This window comes from Streptococcus oralis (genome assembly GCF_016127915.1).
Taxonomy (GTDB): Bacteria; Bacillota; Bacilli; order Lactobacillales; family Streptococcaceae; genus Streptococcus; species Streptococcus oralis_BO.
Genome location: NZ_CP066059.1, coordinates 1,480,128 through 1,499,042, shown reverse-complemented (window position 1 = coordinate 1,499,042; position 18,915 = coordinate 1,480,128). Strand labels below are relative to the sequence as shown.

At 37.2% G+C, this 18,915-nt stretch carries 26 protein-coding genes; 4 read left to right on the top strand and 22 right to left on the bottom strand.

The genetic code is table 11. The annotated features are described in order from the left end of the window. Positions 1–14: 14 nt before the first annotated feature. The 19 genes from I6H78_RS07255 to I6H78_RS07165 form a co-directional block, all read right to left on the bottom strand. The gene (locus tag I6H78_RS07255; protein ID WP_001041395.1) at positions 15–314 is read right to left on the bottom strand and encodes a YlxQ-related RNA-binding protein; all 300 of its coding nucleotides are present in this window, start codon (positions 312–314) and stop codon (positions 15–17) included. After that, the gene (gene rnpM, locus I6H78_RS07250; RefSeq protein WP_000857564.1) at positions 307–600 is read right to left on the bottom strand and encodes an RNase P modulator RnpM; all 294 of its coding nucleotides are present in this window, start codon (positions 598–600) and stop codon (positions 307–309) included. Before rnpM ends, I6H78_RS07255 begins: the two co-directional genes overlap by 8 nt. A gap of 21 nt (positions 601–621) precedes the next feature. After that, positions 622–1,758 (bottom strand): transcription termination factor NusA, encoded by a 1,137-nt coding sequence (gene nusA / locus I6H78_RS07245; RefSeq protein WP_000032277.1) that lies wholly within the window; start codon positions 1,756–1,758, stop codon positions 622–624. A gap of 42 nt (positions 1,759–1,800) precedes the next feature. Then, a complete protein-coding gene (rimP, locus tag I6H78_RS07240; RefSeq protein WP_038804490.1) occupies positions 1,801–2,280 on the bottom strand; it encodes a ribosome maturation factor RimP in 480 nt (159 codons plus the stop codon). A 126-nt stretch (positions 2,281–2,406) separates the two neighbouring features. After that, entirely contained in the window at positions 2,407–3,042 is a 636-nt protein-coding gene (gene trmB, locus I6H78_RS07235) for a tRNA (guanosine(46)-N7)-methyltransferase TrmB (protein ID WP_001266088.1), read from the bottom strand. Further along, positions 3,039–3,833, bottom strand: coding sequence for a cell cycle regulator CcrZ (gene ccrZ / locus I6H78_RS07230; protein WP_198459251.1), 795 nt, complete (start codon positions 3,831–3,833; stop codon positions 3,039–3,041). The genes trmB and ccrZ overlap by 4 nt, the downstream gene beginning before the upstream one ends. A 162-nt stretch (positions 3,834–3,995) precedes the next feature. Continuing rightward, positions 3,996–4,607, bottom strand: coding sequence for a CPBP family intramembrane glutamic endopeptidase (locus tag I6H78_RS07225; protein WP_198459250.1), 612 nt, complete (start codon positions 4,605–4,607; stop codon positions 3,996–3,998). Positions 4,608–4,637: 30 nt separating this feature from the next. Next, positions 4,638–4,886 carry an immunity protein BlpZ gene (gene blpZ, locus I6H78_RS07220; RefSeq protein ID WP_198459249.1) on the bottom strand — a complete coding sequence of 83 codons (249 nt, stop codon included), beginning with the start codon at positions 4,884–4,886 and terminating at the stop codon, positions 4,638–4,640. Positions 4,887–5,827: 941 nt separating this feature from the next. Further along, on the bottom strand, positions 5,828–6,037 hold the full coding sequence (locus tag I6H78_RS07215) for a Blp family class II bacteriocin (protein WP_049537864.1): 210 nt from the start codon (positions 6,035–6,037) through the stop codon (positions 5,828–5,830). A 15-nt stretch (positions 6,038–6,052) separates the two neighbouring features. Continuing rightward, the gene (locus I6H78_RS07210) at positions 6,053–6,301 is read right to left on the bottom strand and encodes a Blp family class II bacteriocin (RefSeq protein ID WP_198459248.1); all 249 of its coding nucleotides are present in this window, start codon (positions 6,299–6,301) and stop codon (positions 6,053–6,055) included. Positions 6,302–6,548: 247 nt separating this feature from the next. Next, positions 6,549–6,752 (bottom strand): Blp family class II bacteriocin, encoded by a 204-nt coding sequence (locus I6H78_RS07205; protein WP_198459247.1) that lies wholly within the window; start codon positions 6,750–6,752, stop codon positions 6,549–6,551. 15 nt (positions 6,753–6,767) lie between these two features. Next, complete coding sequence (blpM, locus tag I6H78_RS07200) at positions 6,768–7,022, bottom strand: two-peptide bacteriocin subunit BlpM (RefSeq protein ID WP_198459246.1); 255 nt, start codon at positions 7,020–7,022, stop codon at positions 6,768–6,770. Between the two features lie 222 nt (positions 7,023–7,244). Continuing rightward, complete coding sequence (locus tag I6H78_RS07195) at positions 7,245–7,934, bottom strand: CPBP family intramembrane glutamic endopeptidase (RefSeq protein ID WP_198459245.1); 690 nt, start codon at positions 7,932–7,934, stop codon at positions 7,245–7,247. A gap of 31 nt (positions 7,935–7,965) precedes the next feature. Further along, positions 7,966–8,199: a bacteriocin class II family protein gene (locus tag I6H78_RS07190; RefSeq protein ID WP_001093253.1), complete on the bottom strand. Its 234-nt coding sequence runs from the start codon at positions 8,197–8,199 to the stop codon at positions 7,966–7,968. Positions 8,200–8,445: 246 nt separating this feature from the next. After that, positions 8,446–9,411: a thioredoxin domain-containing protein gene (locus tag I6H78_RS07185; protein ID WP_198459244.1), complete on the bottom strand. Its 966-nt coding sequence runs from the start codon at positions 9,409–9,411 to the stop codon at positions 8,446–8,448. 160 nt (positions 9,412–9,571) lie between these two features. Beyond that, on the bottom strand, positions 9,572–9,976 hold the full coding sequence (locus I6H78_RS07180) for an immunity protein (protein WP_198459243.1): 405 nt from the start codon (positions 9,974–9,976) through the stop codon (positions 9,572–9,574). Beyond that, positions 9,973–10,134 carry a hypothetical protein gene (locus I6H78_RS07175; protein ID WP_198459242.1) on the bottom strand — a complete coding sequence of 54 codons (162 nt, stop codon included), beginning with the start codon at positions 10,132–10,134 and terminating at the stop codon, positions 9,973–9,975. The genes I6H78_RS07180 and I6H78_RS07175 overlap by 4 nt, the downstream gene beginning before the upstream one ends. 569 nt (positions 10,135–10,703) lie before the next feature. Next, positions 10,704–10,907, bottom strand: coding sequence for a hypothetical protein (locus I6H78_RS07170; protein WP_038804511.1), 204 nt, complete (start codon positions 10,905–10,907; stop codon positions 10,704–10,706). Between the two features lie 313 nt (positions 10,908–11,220). Further along, complete coding sequence (locus tag I6H78_RS07165; RefSeq protein WP_125418571.1) at positions 11,221–11,424, bottom strand: Blp family class II bacteriocin; 204 nt, start codon at positions 11,422–11,424, stop codon at positions 11,221–11,223. A 280-nt stretch (positions 11,425–11,704) separates the two neighbouring features. Here I6H78_RS07165 and blpA point away from each other — a divergent pair, with 280 nt between their 5' ends. From blpA to blpC, 3 genes are read left to right on the top strand one after another with little or no spacing between them, the layout of a single operon-like run. Next, on the top strand, positions 11,705–13,858 hold the full coding sequence (blpA, locus tag I6H78_RS07160) for a peptide cleavage/export ABC transporter BlpA (RefSeq protein WP_198459241.1): 2,154 nt from the start codon (positions 11,705–11,707) through the stop codon (positions 13,856–13,858). Positions 13,859–13,868: 10 nt separating this feature from the next. Then, positions 13,869–15,230: a peptide export ABC transport accessory protein BlpB gene (blpB, locus tag I6H78_RS07155; protein WP_125418567.1), complete on the top strand. Its 1,362-nt coding sequence runs from the start codon at positions 13,869–13,871 to the stop codon at positions 15,228–15,230. Positions 15,231–15,286: 56 nt separating this feature from the next. Beyond that, on the top strand, positions 15,287–15,445 hold the full coding sequence (gene blpC / locus I6H78_RS07150) for a quorum-sensing system pheromone BlpC (RefSeq protein ID WP_125418565.1): 159 nt from the start codon (positions 15,287–15,289) through the stop codon (positions 15,443–15,445). Positions 15,446–15,724: 279 nt separating this feature from the next. Here blpC and I6H78_RS07145 read toward each other — a convergent pair whose 3' ends face one another. The 3 genes from I6H78_RS07145 to I6H78_RS07135 are packed head-to-tail and all read right to left on the bottom strand — an operon-like array spanning position 15,725 to position 18,159. Beyond that, positions 15,725–17,065, bottom strand: coding sequence for a sensor histidine kinase (locus tag I6H78_RS07145; protein ID WP_125418563.1), 1,341 nt, complete (start codon positions 17,063–17,065; stop codon positions 15,725–15,727). 13 nt (positions 17,066–17,078) lie between these two features. Beyond that, entirely contained in the window at positions 17,079–17,816 is a 738-nt protein-coding gene (locus I6H78_RS07140; RefSeq protein ID WP_198459240.1) for a response regulator transcription factor, read from the bottom strand. A gap of 4 nt (positions 17,817–17,820) precedes the next feature. Next, positions 17,821–18,159: a LytTR family DNA-binding domain-containing protein gene (locus I6H78_RS07135; protein ID WP_125418559.1), complete on the bottom strand. Its 339-nt coding sequence runs from the start codon at positions 18,157–18,159 to the stop codon at positions 17,821–17,823. A gap of 280 nt (positions 18,160–18,439) precedes the next feature. Between I6H78_RS07135 and I6H78_RS07130 the strand changes: the two genes are divergently transcribed. Beyond that, positions 18,440–18,769: a helicase BlpT gene (locus tag I6H78_RS07130; RefSeq protein WP_125418557.1), complete on the top strand. Its 330-nt coding sequence runs from the start codon at positions 18,440–18,442 to the stop codon at positions 18,767–18,769. Positions 18,770–18,915: the final 146 nt, after the last annotated feature.

Here is an 18,915-nt window from a genome sequence, read left to right as displayed (position 1 = left end):
CATGTCCTCCTCTTCTATTCCATAAGAGACCTCATTTTCTTTGTAAATCCAGCATCTGTCACAGCCAAAACCTTTCTCGGTTTCCCGACTGCTATGCTTAATTCCAGTGTTGAAAACACGGTTATAACTTCTACTTGATAATAGTCACTTTTATCTTGAATCTTCTTGGTCAGATTAGGACCAGCATCATGGGCTAGAAAGACTAGCTTGGCTTTCTGGTCTTGGATGGCTTTAACCACCAATTCCTCACCCGATATGATCCGGCCTGCTCGTTGAGCAAGTCCCAAGAGATTACTTATCTTTTGCTTATTCAAGTCCTAACTCTCTTCTTTTCACTTTGTGATCCACATAGGCGATCAACTCGTCATAAAAGCTTTCTTCCACTTCCATGTTAAAGCTGCGGTTAAAGACTCTCTTCTTTTTGGCCTCTAGGGCTTCTGCGTTGTCTAGCTTGATATAAGCGCCACGACCATTGGCCTTGCCTGTCGGATCGATAAAGACTTGCCCTTCTTTGTTCTTGACAATGCGGAGCAAATCACGCTTATCAATCACTTCGTTGGATACAACAGACTTGCGCAAAGGGATTTTTCTTGTTTTCATCTTTCCCTCCTCTAGCAGCTTTTATTCTTCGATCAATTCGTCCGCAGCTGCGTAATCCACTTGGCCTGCTTCTTCCATAGCTTCAAATTCACTGGCAGACTTGATATCGATACGGTAACCCGTCAAGTGAGCCGCCAAGCGAACGTTTTGTCCACGACGACCGATAGCAAGAGAAAGCTTGTTATCAGGCACAACGACTAAGGCACGTTTGCTGTCATTTTCATCAAAGATAACTTGGTCAACCTCAGCAGGAGCGATGGCATTGTAGATAAACTCAGCTGGATCTGCTACCCACTCGATAACGTCAATGTTTTCTTCGACAGGAATCATACGATCACTCTTGGCATCGTAACGAGCTGGGTGGAATTTGCTGGTGATTTTCTTGATATTGGCACCACCACGTCCAACGATTGTCCCAATAGCGTCCACGTTTGGATTGTGGCTACGAACGGCAACTTTCGTACGGTCACCAGCTTCGCGGGCTACGCTCATGATTTCAACAGTTCCATCGTAAACTTCTGGAATTTCTTGCTCCATCAAGCGTTTGATCATTTCAGGATGGCTACGGCTAACAAAGACATTGACACCACGAGGGTTGTCTTCAACCTTGTAAACGTAGACTTCGATACGGTCATGGGAAGCAAACACCTCTCCAGGAATTTGGTCTTGTTTTGATAATTGGGCTTCGATGCTGCCAAGGTTGACGTAAATAAAGCGGTTGTCAAATCGTTCTACTGTACCAGACATGATTTCTTGTTCATGTTCTTTATAAGTATTGTAAGTGATGGCACGTGTTTGCTTGCGCATTTTTTCCATGATGGTTTGTTTGGCAGATTGGGCTGCTACACGACCAAACTCAGCAGGTGCTTCTTCAAACTTGATTTTGTCACCAAGCTCATAGGCTGAATTAATGGCAAGGGCATCTTTCAAGCTGATTTCCAAACGGCTATCAAATACTTCATCTACAACTTCACGAACAGTATAGACAGTAAAGTCACCAGTCTTTTCATTAAAGTCGATGGCTACGCTATCTGACTGACCATAGCGTCTACGATAAGCGGAACGAAGCGACTCTACTACTGCGTCGATGATGTCTTCTTTTTTGATTCCCTTGTCTTCTTCCAAAATGCGGAAGGCCTCTAGCATTTCTTTACTCATGTTTTCTTCACTTTTGAATCCTCAAAAGCTATCCTTTCTTTTCTATAATTTTACTGCTAAACGTGCTTTTGATACTAAACTGTATGGAATTTGGACGGTTTTCTTACGTGTCTTGTCCATATACTCCATAGTCAACTCATCCTCTTCAAAGGATACCAAGGTACCTTCAAAGACTTTTTGTTTATCGATGGCTTGGTAGAGCCCGACATGGATGTATTTCCCAACCGCTCCAGCGACAGCATCCTTGGTTTTCAAAGGGCGTTCCAAGCCTGGACTGGTGATTTCTAGGAAATATTGTTCTGGGAAGGGATCGGGCTTGATGGTATCTAGGACAGGACTGATGATTTCTGTCAGGTCTGCCGTGTCGTTCAAGGTAATTCCTTCGGGTTTATCTACAAAAATACTGAGAATCATGTCACTGCCAATCTTTCCATACTCGATATCCACGAGCTCGAAAGGCGCTTGAATGACAGGTTCTACAACTTCTCTGACTAATTCTACGATTGTTGCGATTGTGTCCACCTCCTCATAAGCAAGAGGCGAAGATATTTCCCCGCCTCTCTTTCTCATATTCTTACTATCAGTATAGCACGTTTGTCAATTTATGTAAAGCATTAGCACTCAAACAGCTGGTTTTCAAGCTATTTCTTAAAATTCTGCTTCAACTCGGTAGATCACTTGACCTTTGCTGGAGAATTTTTGCTCATACTCTGTCATGACATTGCCTTCAAAATCACTGGCATGCAAGTCCAGCCAAACACCATTGAGTTTCATCCCATACTGAGAAAAGCTCACTAGACTGTACTCAAACAAGCCACGATTGTCTGTCTTGAAATGGATTTCCCCATTCTCAGGCAAGATGCGCTTGAAGGTATCCAAGAAACTCTTGTAAGTCAAACGACGTTTTTCATGGCGCTTTTTGGGCCAAGGATCCGAAAAATTCAAATAGAGGCGGTCAATCTCACCGTCTTCAAAGTAGTCAGTCAGATCTGAACCATCTACCCACAGCAATTTGATATTTGGCACTCCAACTTCAAGCACCTTGTCTAAGGCATAACTCAATACCGACTTTTGAATGTCAATCCCGATGTAGTTGATGTCAGGATTTTGCTTGGCCATTCCTGATACGAAGGCCCCTTTCCCACTTCCAACCTCTACATGAATAGGATGATCATTTCCAAACAAGTCTCGCCATTTCCCTTTAGCTTCCAAGGGATTGAGGACCACATACTGAGGATTGGCCTCTAGTAATTCTGTCGCCCCTTTACGATTTCTAACTCTCATCTCTTCTTTCCATACTTGTCACGGAAGACGCGCAAGGCGTAAATCTCCCGGTTTACATTGTCTAAATCTTGATTTTCACAGTATTTGGCAATCTGGTTCAAGTAAGAATACTGACCATACCAATACAATTTATCTAACACTGTCTGATTGTACTTATAGCCGTAGTCTCTCAACCATTGACGCCACTGATGATCTGGAATGTAGTGGCATAGCAAATGCGCCACATCAAACATACGATCCGTCAGACGAACCGAATCCCAATCCACTAGATAAACGAGTCCACTCTCTGTCTCAATCCAATTACTATGGCGAAGATCACCGTGCACAATCGTTGCATGGTCTTCTCTAAAACCTGGAACCGTCTTACCTAGCTCAGCAATCACACTATTCAAGTAGTGATTCTGTTGCAAGATTTCTGGTACTTCTTGTTTCCAAGAACGCAACAAATCAACTGGTTTTTCCATGGTATATCCCAAACGACTCAACTGCTTCATCAAGGGACGCGAGCGGTGGAGACGGTTCAAGATATTGATAATCTGCTTGCGATTCATATCGTAAGGGGTCAAGATTTTGCCCGTCAGCCATTCCTGAGCACACATATCACGGCCATCTGACAAACGACGAGTCCATAGTAATTGAGGAGCGATTTGTTCTCTGGCTAGGCCAGGTAGGATTGGAGAGGTGTTCATTTTTACAAAGACGCGCTTCCCATCAGGGTAGCTTCCCATATAAGCTTTGCCGCTCTTCCCAGGGATAGGGGTCAGCGTTAGCTCATTATCACCCAAGTCCATTTCTTTCCTCCGTATAAAGTTTCCTTACTATTCTACTAGTTTTTGGTCTATTCGTCAACCGCTCCACACCTGATTCTCAAAGAAAAGCATCTCAATTGGCTCAGGCTATCATTATAGCTTAAAAAAGGCAAGCACCGTCTTCTGCTTACCTTTTCATAATTTTTAGAAATAAGTTAAAAGTGGCAAACTGTTGTAAGACATGTGGACTAGAGTAGAAACCCACAAATTTTGGCTCTTTTTATAAGCAAAGCCCAGCAACAAGCCCCCAAGTAGATAATAGAAAAACGAAGGCACATCGTAAGGTTCATGCATGAAAGAAAAGAGAGAGGAAGTCAGTACAAGCCCTAACCAAGAATTTTCAAATATAGCCCCCTGAAGAAGTCCTCTGAACATGAGTTCCTCCTGGATTGGTCCCAAAACTGTAACACTTATAATAAAGGAAAGCGAAAGTCCTTTACTCGTTTCCTCAAGGTGTTGAGCCGAGGCACCAGAAGCAACTGAGAAAAAAGCATGATAGCCTATATTTACCAGCACCGTAAGAAGAAAGATTCCAATGAAGAGCAAGAGTTGTTTCTTGCTTAAAATCCTAAAAGAAATCATATCGAACCATCTCGCATAGACAAAACTAAGGAAAAGCAAGAGACTCTTTATAAGAATGAATGTGTACTGGTGTTGAAAATAATTCCCTTGATTGATGGAATACCCCGCTGCATCAACGATTACAAATACTAAAAATCCAAAAAATAAGGCATGACATTTATTAAAAATTCTCATAAAACTATCCTCCCCACCAAACAGACTTCCCTACACGTCATCTTTTAGCTCTAGCCTTTCCAAAACAAACCATTTGAGTAACCAAAATCCGACCACATAACCAGCCCCTAAGAATATAGCCATTAAAGCTAACATGGGATTTAGGAAATAAAAGATCACAACAGATACAAAGGTTAGCACAAAAACATTAAAGGCAATGGTGTCAGAAGCCAAGACTAGAATATAGGGCGTCAACCAGTCTAAGGTTTTTGAATCTAGGAAAAATAAGTGTTTATACATGATGTATTCCTATACAGCATAGAGAGTATAAACTCAAAGAAATACCTGGATTAATAACTCTATATACCAATTAAATCCTCTAATGTGGCCATAAGCCCCCACCAGCTGCACAAATTAAATAGATCTGAATAGTCACCATTTATATTTTCATACTACCATCCTATCAAACAAATAATCAAAACAGACAATTCTACTTTCAATTGTTCACCTTTCGCTCCACTTCCAATATAGAACTTTCCTGACTACTATAAGATTGACTAACTTCTCATGATTCGTTGTTACCATGCTTTCAGCTCTCATCAGAACCTCACATCAATAGATAAATCGTACATCTTTTCTCGTACACTCTCGTGATTTAAATATATGGATTAGGTATACCTATTTGTGCTTTAGAGTGTGAAGCCACTTTATCCTCTAAACGTGTCTTACTACTGTTCTTTAAGCCATGATTTCGCTATGCCTTCTTCTCCCCGCTACCTCACGATAGTCGGGCTTGAGAATCGCTATTGAATTCACCGGTAGCGGGTGCACACGGAGGACTTACACATCAAATAAACGTCATGCCCGTCGTACTCAAAAAAGAAAGGACGAAATTAGTCCTTTCTCGATCTTAGCTTTTCTTCAACTCACTACAGTTGACAATGAGCCAAAGGATAGTTAATAACCTATTGAAGTGTCAAATGTTGCTAACTCCATTTATCTTCAAATTTAAATAGACACATTATCGGAGTTATCAGTAAGAAAAAATCTAACCAATTCAGATAATTCATAATATAGGATATAATACCAGCCATAACGAAAAGGTACAAAGCTGTACGATATCCTCTCTTTGGGTTTTTATCAGCCTTGGTGTTAAAAATAATGTACACACAACAAATTGCAATGAGTATAAGCTGAATCATAGTCCCATTTAACATATTAACACCCATTCCTTTTTTAAACTATTTTGGGGGTCTCAATCCAAAAGCTATAATGCCACCTACTATAGCGCCCCCTGTTGCGCAAATCAAGTAAGCTTGAGGGCCTCCAGCAATACAAGATTGTCCTGCCTGAAATGCACCCGACAAGGCTCCTACAACTACATCTCCTCCCAATCCACCTCCAGAAATATTACTTAATTCTTGATTGTCTACTATTTTGTAATCAAACATAATTTCTACTCCCTTCTATGGCCAAATATTATCAGCAATTGCAGTAAAAGCACCACCAAGTTTAGCTCCAGCCCAAGCACAGCCAGCAGTCATAGCCCATGCGGAACCACCAGTAAGGAGTCCTCCTACCGTACACATAGCAACTCCGATACCTGCTCCATAGACAGCTCCTTTTCCCACTGTTCCCCAATCAGTTCCTCCCTCAATGCTAGCCAGCATATCAGTATCCATAATCTTAAATTGTTCCATCATTTTTGTATTCATATCGTATATAACTTTTCAGTTACGGAACAAGTTTAATATAAAAATTATCAAAAAAACATAGGCAATGAAGAGAAAAAATAATTTATCATAGATTAGAAATAATATGACAAAACAATTCAATGATGTTAATTCAATAGTCTTTTGTTTTTTATCAGAGGTACTTATAGATAGATAGATAAATAAGATATGTTTGGAAAGCGAAGAGAATAATATAGAATATAGCCTTCATAAAATATAGCTTCCATTTTTATGATGTAGCACTATAGGCTAAATATCCACAAATCACTGCTCCTCCAATTCCTCCTATTGCAGCGCCCCATGGTCCTAGAAACTTCCCATATTTCACTCCACCCGCTGCACAACCTAAAGCAGCAACTACAGCCGCTCCTCCGGAATTACCTCCATAAATCTCACTTAACATTGTTTCATCTACATTATAATAAGTATTCATACAAATCTCCTTTTATCAAAATCCACCCGTTGCACCTGTTACTCCTGCCCAAAGAGCCACACCAAATTTAGCTCCTATGTATCCACATTCTCCCATAAATAGCGCTCCAACACCACTCGCAGCACAAATGGCTGTTCCTAAGCCCCAGCCACCAAAAGCTGCACCACCACCTTCTAAGACATTAGTTTGCCAATTATTCTTGCCTCCTTCAATACTAGATAACATAGTTATATCCATTTCATGAAATTGTGACATCATTTTTGTATTCATGATGAATACTCCTTTTTATTTTTAATTTTTTTCCTGTTGCAACTTTGACAAGTTTAGTATATCACTGTTTATTAATTTTTTTCATCCAAATCTTGAATTGTCATCGAAATGTCTTGAATTACTCAAAGAGCACAATCTTCCCAATCAACTAATAAGAAGTGAATAATATTAAATTCTATTATTCACTTCTTATAATCGATAATTATTTTTAATCTACTATTTTTAGCTAAATATCCTGTGTAAAAAAGTCAGCAAAAATGGTAATGTCGCTACGATATTATTGATAACATGCACCGCATAGGATGGATAAATGCTCTTGGTATAGCGGGTCAAACCAGCAAAGATGATTCCAGATGTTGCAAAGACAAAGATATCTAACAGACTAGGCAGGCTTGAAAAATGAGGGAGAGCAAATAAAATAGAAGGAAGAAGCAAATCAAGACCAAATCGCGAATGCTTAAAGAAAGCATGTTGCAGTAATCCTCTATAGATTAACTCTTCCATCAGTGGAACCAGAAAGAACAGGGCTATATAAATACCTAGCTCTGCAAAGTTAGTCCCACTATAACCAATCAATACAGCCCAACCTTCCGCAGTTGACTGAACATGTTTAGCTGTCTGAACGTTAAAAGAGATCTGGAACACTACCACTAATACTGTCAAAATCGAATACCAAAGCCATTTTTTTCTTGGAATGCGAAAGAGATAACCATGGCCTGTCTTAACAAGAACCACAATCATGACTCCAATAAAAAGTAAACTCAAGATATTTTGAATCCAGAATAAATTGCCTATCTGAGAAGAAAATTGCCAATAGTTTTGGACGATAAGCGTCAGCTGAGAAAGACCAAATACGAAAAATAGGTAGGATAAAATTGCACTTGTTTTGAATAGAAGCTGATACTTTTTCATAGAAATTCTTCCTCATTTCTTATATTTCAGCCTATATTCCACATAAATGAAAACCTGCTCCTATATAACCAAGGTCACGATAACCACGCGGGCAGTACCCACTTACTGGGAAAGGACCTGAATTTTTTAATATAGAAGGGTAAGGACCAAATGGACTGTCCTGATAAGCATACCCTCTATAAATACCAGATACATCCCCACCCTCTATACAAGCAAGCATTTCAGTATCCATAATTTCAAATTGTTCCATCATTTTTGTATTCATGACAAATACTCCTTTTTTTATTTTTAATTTTTTATCCTGTTGCAACTTTGACAAGTTTAGTATATCATCGTTTATTAATTTTTTTCATCCAAATCTTGAATTGTCATCAAAACGTCTTGAATTGTTAAAAAATTTAAAAAGCAAGCATTAAAAACATACTTGCCCTTTCACTCTTGTCTATAGGAAAATTCTAGCCATATGTTATTACAAACAAATAATATCATTGCACCTGTTTACCATCTATTTTTATTTATGAATTCTTTGTCTCCACTTAATCATACCTGAAGTAATTAAGAGTGCAACCGCTAGACGTAATAGATTGTAACTTTCTTCCACTCCTGTATTAGGTAGTAATTGTTTACTCAAATGAGTGGTTTTGGAGGGAGAATCATTCCCCTCAACCTTGGATAAAGTAGTTTGTAACTTCTCAGTATTTTCAGAAATCGTCTGAGATGACTCCCCTCGCTTCTTTTTATCTATCATTACCAAATCTTCAGACTGAACAGTTATAGTGTTAGAAGGAGGAATATTATCCTTCAATGGCTCTCTGTTATCACTGTTATTGGTCGAATTTTCCTTTGAATTCTTCACCTCTCCTGTTTTATCATCACGGACACTTCCAGTTACTGTATCCTCAGAAGATGCCACTGTCTCCGTTTGCTTAGGTGAGTTTCTCGAGTACATATAATCATACACCTGTTGTGCAGTCGCTCCCCCACCAACCCATCCAGATATCGGATGTCCATTTCTTAAATACAAAATTGTTGGTGTTCCTGGAATACCGACTTTTTTAAATAGAAACTCTCTCGCTTCCCCGTCAAAATCTTTACCATCCAAATCATAATACTCTAACTTCTTTTCAATCAGGTTATTAAATTCTTTCAATTCAGGAGAAAATTGACGACAATGAGAGCATGTTTTTCTACCAAAATATATAGTATGTTCCAATTGGTCCCCAGTAAAAGATTGACGAACGGCTTCAATATCTATCTTTTTAAATTCCGCAACATTCTGCTCATACTCCTCGGGAGTTACAACGGAAGGTTTATGCTCCACATTTTCCTTAGCCGATGGCAAATCTGGTGCCACAAGAGAACTATCATTCGCCTGGATAGATGAAGTAGTCTGTTCTTCTGCATATACAACACCCGTAGTAATAGATGCAAATACAAGTGGTACAAGTAATAGCGATTTTATCTTTTGTTTCTTCATAAGAATACTCCTTTACATTTGTTATCTTTATCTTACCTTATTTAAGATTACAAATTCATCCAAATCTTGAATTGTCATCGAAACATCTTGAATTGCAAAATCTTCATTATAAAAGGGTAAGTATTTCAAAAACACTTACCCTTTTATACTTCATTAGCTTCTACTTTTTATAATACTTCAATCCCCAAATGAGCAGAAACATGATAATCAAGCAGAGAATAGCGCCAATGTAGACAATTAATTGCTGATAGGATTCTGTTACTGTGATACCTCTATACAAACAAATAATACACATAAAGCCTGTCAAGCCGATGAACATAAGTTGATTGATTCTAGGACTAACCAAATCATCATCTTCAAACTCTCTTATCCTCATCTCCCTAGTGAGATAAACAGTAACCAAAATAGAAGCTAAGTTAATAATAACTAGAAGCAATTGAAAAATTAAGGAAAAATGTAAAAACTGACGAGATAAAAATAGATAAGTAGAGACAAGCAAAAGCAACTGACATAGGAACAATCTCGCAAGGAAGATATTCCGTTTTTTAGCAAGAAAAGTTTTCATTCCTTTTCTTTCTTTTCAATTAAAACAAAATAGATCATAACCGCAATCAGATAGGCTATGGTATAAAATAGATGATACCAAATACTCTCCCTAAGCGGATAAAGAAAGATGGACATGATCAGATACAAGGTTAAAATGATTAATATTTTTTTCTTCATAAGATTTCCTCCTAAATGTATGCTTTATCTTAGTTTAGCTACAACCTTTACACTGCTAGTATAGCACTCATTTTGATTTTGAATCACTGAAATCATAAATGATCATCAAAACATCTTGAACAATAACAAGATTTTCATCTATACAAAAATAGTTATACTCAACAACAATCCAACTAAAGAACTAAACACATATAGTTTAAAATACTTTTTGAGATTTCAAACAATACTGACAAAGTTAATAATAAACCTGTGGTAGTATTTCCCAGTTCTACTGCTTTCTAATTTTATAAGTGTATTAATTAAATAATGTATTAGAAAAAACGAACAAGACTGTGTTAATAACCTATCTTATTCGTTTAATTTATTAGACTTGTTCAAGAATTATTTGAAGCAAGATTTGGTTAAGCAGTTAATTTTTAATGTTCCAACTAGCCATTAGTTTTTAGTTTTCACCTATTTAAATCAGCTAAAATAATCCTTAATAGCACCTGTATATTATAGTTCCGGAGTTTCAACAAAATACCGAACAAGTCGATTATTCAATTTTTATAGAAGTTTACAAGCACCTTTTAACATGGAACTGGAGGTGCAGGATTCCATGAACTTTTTGGAATGCATACTGGAGGAACATATGGACCAGGTTTTATCATCCCTCCGATACTCTTCAAAATCCCCCAGCCAATACATCCGATATCTCCAATAAAACAGTCATCTCCACCACTAATTGTCTCTAATTCTACTTCATTCAAAGCAATATAATCAATTTTTTTCATTGTTATAATTCATTCCTTTCGTTTTACTTAAGGCACAACACAGAATGAAAAAGTGTTGTGCTCTTTATTTTGTTTTATAATAATAATGAGAAAGCCTATCACTACTACAAATCACGGATAGGTGAATAAATGAGTGGTACAGCCACTACCTCGTATTTTTATAGGTGTCATTCTTTCCATCAAGCACAAGAACTGTGACTAGGAGCACGTAAACTTATAATTGAATAAGCGACTCGTTTGCAAAAGAACAGTTTCTATCCGTACATAGGTCATTAAGTTATATATATTCTTATACAATACAACACTATTATATCTATACACGAACACAGAACCACTGATGAGGATTTTTCCGGCATTGATTCGTAAAATCACCAATTGCTGTATCAACAATTCTACCTACAACATAGCCGCCTACCGTCCAAAACACAGCATCATCAACCCCAAATATTCCTCCCTCTATTCTATCAAGCATTTCATTATCTATAACAGAAAATTGTGACATCATTTTTGTATCCATGACAAATACTCCTTTTTATTTCTAATTTTTGTCCTGTTGCAACCTTGACAAGTTTAGTATATCACTGTTTTTTTAAATTTTTCATCCAAATCTTGAATTGTCATCGAATCGTCTTGAATTAGCTTTTCATTTGAAACTACCGCTAAATTTTTTAAAAAAAGATAATTTCTAATCATTTTTTACCATTCAGGAAGTTTCAATGACAATTCAAGATTTCACAAAATATGAACTTATTATTATGGCATAATAAACTCATCATATTATATGAAGGGAATTGCCAATGACTTCTTATAAACGTACATTTGTTCCTCAAATAGATGCTAGAGACTGTGGTGTCGCTACCTTAGCCTCGATTGCTAAATTCTATGGTTCAGATTTTTCTCTAGCTCACTTGAGAGAACTTGCAAAGACCAATAAAGAAGGGACTACTGCTCTTGGCATTGTAAAAGCCGCTGATGAAATGGGCTTTGAAACAAGGCCTGTTCAAGCAGATAAAACGCTCTTTGATATGAGCGATGTCCCCTATCCATTTATCGTTCACGTTAACAAAGAAGGGAAACTCCAACATTACTATGTTGTCTATCAAACAAAGAAAGACTATCTGATTATTGGTGATCCTGATCCTTCTGTAAAAATCACCAAAATGTCAAAAGAACGCTTTTTCTCTGAATGGACTGGAGTAGCTATTTTTCTAGCTCCCAAACCCAGCTATCAACCCCATAAAGATAAAAAGAATGGTCTACTGAGCTTCCTCCCTCTGATTTTCAAACAAAAATCTCTCATTGCTTACATTGTTCTCTCAAGCTTATTGGTCACTATTATCAATATCGGTGGTTCTTATTATCTCCAAGGAATCTTGGATGAGTACATCCCAAATCAGATGAGATCAACTTTAGGAATCATCTCAATTGGTCTAATTATCACCTATATTCTCCAACAAGCCATGAGCTTCTCCAGAGATTATCTCCTAACTGTTCTGAGTCAGAGATTAAGCATTGATGTAATTTTGGCCTATATTCGCCATATCTTTGAACTTCCTATGTCTTTCTTTGCGACACGTCGTACAGGGGAAATCATTTCACGATTCACAGATGCCAACTCTATTATAGATGCCTTAGCTTCTACCATTCTCTCTCTTCTTCTTGATGTTTCCATTCTGATCCTTGTAGGGAGTGTCTTACTGGCACAAAATCCTAACCTCTTTCTTCTTTCTCTTATTTCTATCCCTATTTACATATTCATCATCTTTTCTTTTATGAAACCTTTTGAAAAAATGAACCATGATGTCATGCAAAGTAATTCTATGGTTAGTTCTGCTATTATCGAAGATATCAACGGGATCGAAACCATCAAGTCACTCACAAGTGAAGAAAATCGCTACCAAAATATTGACAGTGAATTTGTCGATTATTTGGAAAAATCCTTTAAACTTACTAAATATTCTATTTTACAAACTAATTTAAAACAAGGAACAAAGTTAGTTCTTAATATCTTTATCCTATGGTTTGGTGCTCAATTAGTCATGTCGAGTAAGATTTCTATCGGTCAGCTGATTACCTTTAATACACTTCTTTCTTACTTTACAACTCCTATGGAAAATATTATCAACCTACAAACTAAACTCCAATCTGCGAAGGTTGCTAATAACCGCTTGAACGAGGTCTACTTAGTCGAATCTGAATTTCAAGTTCAAGAAAATCCTGTTCATTCAAATTTTTTGATGGGCGATATTGAATTTGATGACCTTTCTTATAAGTATGGTTTTGGGCGAGATACCTTAACAGATATCAATCTAACGATTAAAGAAGGTGATAAGGTTAGCCTAGTTGGAGTTAGTGGTTCTGGTAAAACAACTCTAGCCAAAATGATTGTCAACTTCTTTGACCCTTACAAAGGACAGATTACCATCAATCATCAGGATATTAAAAATATTGATAAAAAAATCTTGCGACGTCATATTAATTACCTGCCCCAACAAGCCTATATCTTTAATGGCTCTATCTTGGAAAACTTAACCTTGGGCGGTAATAGTATGATTAGCCAAGAAGATATTCTAAAAGCTTGCGAATTAGCTGAAATCCGTCAAGATATTGAAAGAATGCCTATGGGCTATCAAACTCAACTTTCTGATGGAGCAGGTCTGTCAGGAGGACAGAAGCAACGAATCGCCCTCGCTCGTGCTCTTTTAACTAAATCTCCTGTTTTAATACTAGATGAAGCTACTAGTGCTCTCGATGTTTTGACTGAGAAAAAGGTTATAGATAATCTTATGTCCCTAACTGATAAAACCATTCTCTTTGTAGCCCATCGTCTAAGTATAGCCGAACGGACTAACCGTGTCATTGTTCTTGACCAAGGGAAAATCATTGAAGTTGGTAGTCATCAAGAGTTAATACAGGCGCAAGGCTTCTACCATCATCTATTCAACAAATAAGGAGAATGTTATGAATCCTAATCTTTTTAGAAGCGTCGAGTTTTATCAGAGACGTTACCATAATTATGCGACAGTATTGATCATACCACTTTCATTACTGTTTACTTTCATCGTGATTTTCTCCCTTGTTGCTACAAAAGAGATTACTGTTACATCGCAAGGAGAAGTCACTCCTACAAGTGTCATTGCATCCATTCAGTCAACCAGTGATAATCCTATCTTAGCTAATCATTTAGTGGCAAATCAAGTAGTTGAAAAAGGTGACTTACTCATCAAATACTCTGAAACAATGGAAGAAAGTCAGAAAACTGCCTTAGAAACTCAGTTACAAAGACTTGAGAAGCAAAAAGAAGGACTTGGAATTTTGAAACAAAGCTTAGAAAAAAATACCGATCTTTTTTCTGGTGAGGATGAGTTTGGCTACTATAATACCTTTATGAATTTTACTAAACAAGCTCATGATATTGAGCTGGGTATCTCAAAGACTAACACTGAAGTTTCAAATCAAGCCAATCTTGCTAATAGCAGTTCATCAGCTATCGAACAAGAAATTACAAAAATTCAACAACAAATTGGAGAATATCAAGAGCTGAGAGATGCTATCATAAACAAAAGAGCACGCTTACCGACTGGCAATCCACACCAGTCAACCTTGAATAGTTATCTGGTAGCATCACAAGGACAAACACAAGGAGCTATAGAAGAGCAATTTTTATCTCAAATCAATCAAAGTGTTACAGGCCTTGAATCATCTATCGCAAGTCTCAAAATTCAGCAAGCTGGTATCGGAAGTGTAGCAACTTATGATAATAGTTTAGAAACCAAAATTGAAGTACTTCGTACTCAGTTTTTACAAACAACTTCTCAGCAACAACTAGCTGTGGAAAATCAACTAACAGAATTAAAAGTACAACTAGATCAAGCGACACAGCGCTTGGAAAACAATACCTTAACCGCTCCAAGTAAAGGTATCGTTCATCTGAACAGCGAATTTGAAGGTAAAAATAGAATTCCAACTGGTACAGAAATTGCTCAAATATTCCCTATTATAACAGATACAAGAGAAGTACTAATCACTTACTACGTATCATCTGACTATCTCCCCTTACTAGATAAAGGACAAACTGTAAGATTAAAACTTGAGAAGATTGGAAATCACGGTATTACCATCATCGGCCAACTTCAGAGCATTGATCAAACTCCCACCAGAACAGAGCAAGGAAATCTCTTTAAATTAACCGCTCTTGCAAAACTATCTGGTGAGGACAGTAAACTCATCCAATATGGTCTACAAGGTCGCGTCACTAGTGTAACTGCAAAGAAAACATATTTTGATTATTTCAAAGATAAAATTTTAACACATTCTAATTAATTTTCAGATAACACTCTATAACTATTTATTATCTTATAAAACAGGAGAATCATAACATGGATAAGAAACAAAACCTAACTTCATTTCAAGAATTAACAACTACTGAACTCAATCAAATTACAGGTGGAGGATGGTGGTTAGATTCAATATTAAGCATATTAACATCTAACTCATCAAACCAAGCCAATAGGTCTAGAAATTATCAACAAATGTAATCATACAAAGTGCTTTTGGATAAAAAGCTTGGCTTTATAATATTTGTAGTGGGTAAATCTCCTATAGATATTATGAAGCCTATTTTGTTGTAAAAGAATAAGACAGTAACCTCAGGATAGCTACTGTCTAGTCTCGTTTCTTCTTAAATCCCTTATTGACTTAACAAATGGTAAAAAAACTTAAAAATTATAAAAATCCATAATTAATCTTTCCAAAACATTTATATTATAGAATTCTGTTATATTTATTCCATTATTTAATCATTCTATTACTTGCTGTCATTCAATTGATAACATTGTCAAAACCTGACGAAAGACTTGATTTTGACAGGTTGTATTGAGACTAGCATTGGGATAACTTTCAACAATCTTCCTGACGGTATAGAGACCAACACCTCGTTCCTCCCCTTTAGAACTAACTCCAAAAGAGAAGATTTCAGAAACATCTATGCCCTCTTCTTTGATGGAGTTTTCAATGATAAAGATCTCCTGTTCTCCATTTTTTAAAAAGGCGATTGAAACATGAGGTTGACTAGCCTCTGCACTGGCTTCAATAGCATTGTCACAAAGGATAGATACGATAGTTAAAAAATCAAGCAGACTCATCCCCTCAACTTGAATCTCCTCAGGAACTTCGACATTAAAGACAATATCCTTTTCTCTGGCTTTTATAAATTTTCCTGCAAGGAGACTTTTGAGGGCACGATCACGAATATTCACCAACCGTCCAAGGTCATATTTATTGTCCTGAAATTTCTGGACGGAGTCCTTTAAAACGGAGTTGTAGACCTCTTTTATCTGCTCCATATCCTCCTCTTCAATACCTAGGCGTAGGCTAGTCAAGAGGTTGGCATAATCATGACGAAAGCTCCGTACTTCCTTGTAAAGTTCCTCTATATGCCGACTATACCGCTCCATTTCTCTATAGCGCAAAACCTGCTCTTGGTTCAGTTTCTCCTGAAGTTTTTCCTTCAAGTAGGTATCCAATTTCTTGATAATCCCCATAAAAAAGAGCAAGTAAAACACCAGAATCAGATGGCGAATAGTCGTTGATTGAATATCTTGTACATATTCTAAATAAGACAAACTTTGCATCACTAGATAGTAGGCTCCCATTATCCAGTTAATCTTAGTCAGAGACTTTTGAAAATCTTTGTCTAGAATCTCCCTTCTCAAGCTAGTAAAATCATAGTCTAACCATTTCAAAAAGGCTAGAGAAATAAAGCAAATGAAAATTTTTATAAATAACCAAATAAAAGAGAGGTCATCGTACACTTGCCCTTGCCCCAAAAATGGAAGCACAAAATAGGAGATTCCTCTATAAAAGAGATTTACCAATATCATTGGAAAGAGACCATAAAATAGAAGGAGTTTTTTAGAAAACCCTCTTAAAAACAAGAAAGATAAACCTATGCCGTACAAGGGTTCCACAAAATAAGATAGGTAAGCATTTCCTACTATATAGCTAATCGTTACAAAAACAACTGCCAAAAGTATCTTAAAAAGAAAGGCCTTAAAAACTCTCTCCAGAGTCAGAACAATTCCATCCACCTTAAAAAATATAAACAATTCCAATCCAGATATCAAAAACGCATATACTATCTTCCAAACTAATTCCATTCCATCACCTCACTCAGTGTAAGTTATTGATAGCCTCAGACACTTCCCTGACCTTATAACGCGCGATTAGACAGCTTCCACCATTGGGAAAGAAAAGGAGTTTTTCTTTCTTATCCAATTGAACCACATTGGCAGGATTGATGAGAAAAGAGCGGTGGCACTGCAAGAGACGGGGTTCCTGCTTGAGAACCTCCTCTAAACTCGCTGTAAATTCCAACCTATCCGTCTTGGTATAGAGAATAACACGATGGGCTCTAGGCGACGTTTCGAGATAGTAAACCTCTTTAAAGGGATACTGGAATTGAGCAAATTTTGATTTAAAGTAAAAGCAATCTTCCGCCAGACTTTTACTATCTTGACTATTGGCATAGAGGAGGGCTGTCTCGATCCGAGATTCAAACTCCTCTGTCGACAAGGCCTTATCAATGTAGTCCAAAGCTGACACTTGGTAGCGAAAGGACAGGGGCATAAACTCCGAGTGAGTTGTCACAAAGACGATTAGAGCATAAGGATCCCGATCCCGAATCTTTCTAGCCACTTCTAGCCCCTTCATCTCTTCGTTTCGAATCTCAATATCCAAAAAGAAAAGCTGATGCACCCCCTTCTCATCCACCTCTGCCAGCAGTTGGTCTGGTTTCCCAAAGACTTCAAAAGAACTAGGAATGATACTCTGTTTTTTCAAAAGTTTTTCAATCGTCGTTTCAATTCTAACTTGTTGGGAAAAGTCATCTTCTAAAACAAATATTCTCATCTTCTTACTCTCCTTGTTTCAACCATTTTTGGCGAATGTCTCTATAGCGACGTCTGGCATACTGAACAGCATATCGACCTTCTTCTCCAAGAAAAAGAGTCTTTCTTTGGATATCCATGGATTTTAGTCGTTCAAGGTTGACCAGACAATTTCGATGACATCTCGTCAAGGTTTCCCCATATTGTTTCTCAAGATTGCTTAAATTTTGAAACAGATCAAAGCTAGCGTTTTCTGTAACAATCTGCACGGTATGGGCTTTACTTGGATGCGTTTGGATATAGTAGATATCCTTTATGTTTAATTTGAAAATTTCTTTCTCTTTTTGGATGATGATATAGTTCATGGATAAAACCTCCTGAAGAGAGGATACCATAAGTCTAGAAACTATTTTTCACCAAATCCTAAACGGTTCTTAAAAATTCCTAAAGTGTCGAAGGTTTTACAAAATAACTATAATAACCTTACAACTATTTTATCATAAAATCCCGCTATTACCATTCAGGAAATTTCAATGACAATTAAAGATTTAAAGCTGAAAAAGGAGATAAAAGTGATAGACTGGCAGTATCAAAAAAACAGTTGCTAGAAACAAGACTAGCACCCAGATTAAAGGAGGAATTCTCATGACAGATACAGAACCTATCAAAAGAGCTCAGATTTTGATTACTGAGTTAAACAAAGCCTATCAAGCATGCAAACAGGCAACAGCTGATGACGTTCGCTTTCAGGAGCAACTGAACAATATCCTCCGCTTTCTCTCTAAAGCTGAGACAATGGATAATCGATTCTTGATTGAGCTGGAAAAATTTTACCAAACTTCCAGTCTCCTCATGGGCCTCAGTGCTCTCAATCCAGATGCTCCTACTCGCGCCGCTTGGCGGGCCTATGACCGTTTCCACTTTGACCAAGTCAAGACTAAGTTGAGTCTCTACGGACCAACCATTATCTTGTAGAAAATAAAAGAAGCTGAGACAGAACTCAACTTCTTTTTTAGTATCATATAAGCAATGTTATACTCAATGAAAATCAAAGAGCAAACTAGGAAGCTAGCCGCAAGTTGCAGATAAAGCTGACGTAGTTTGAAGAGATTTTCGAAGAG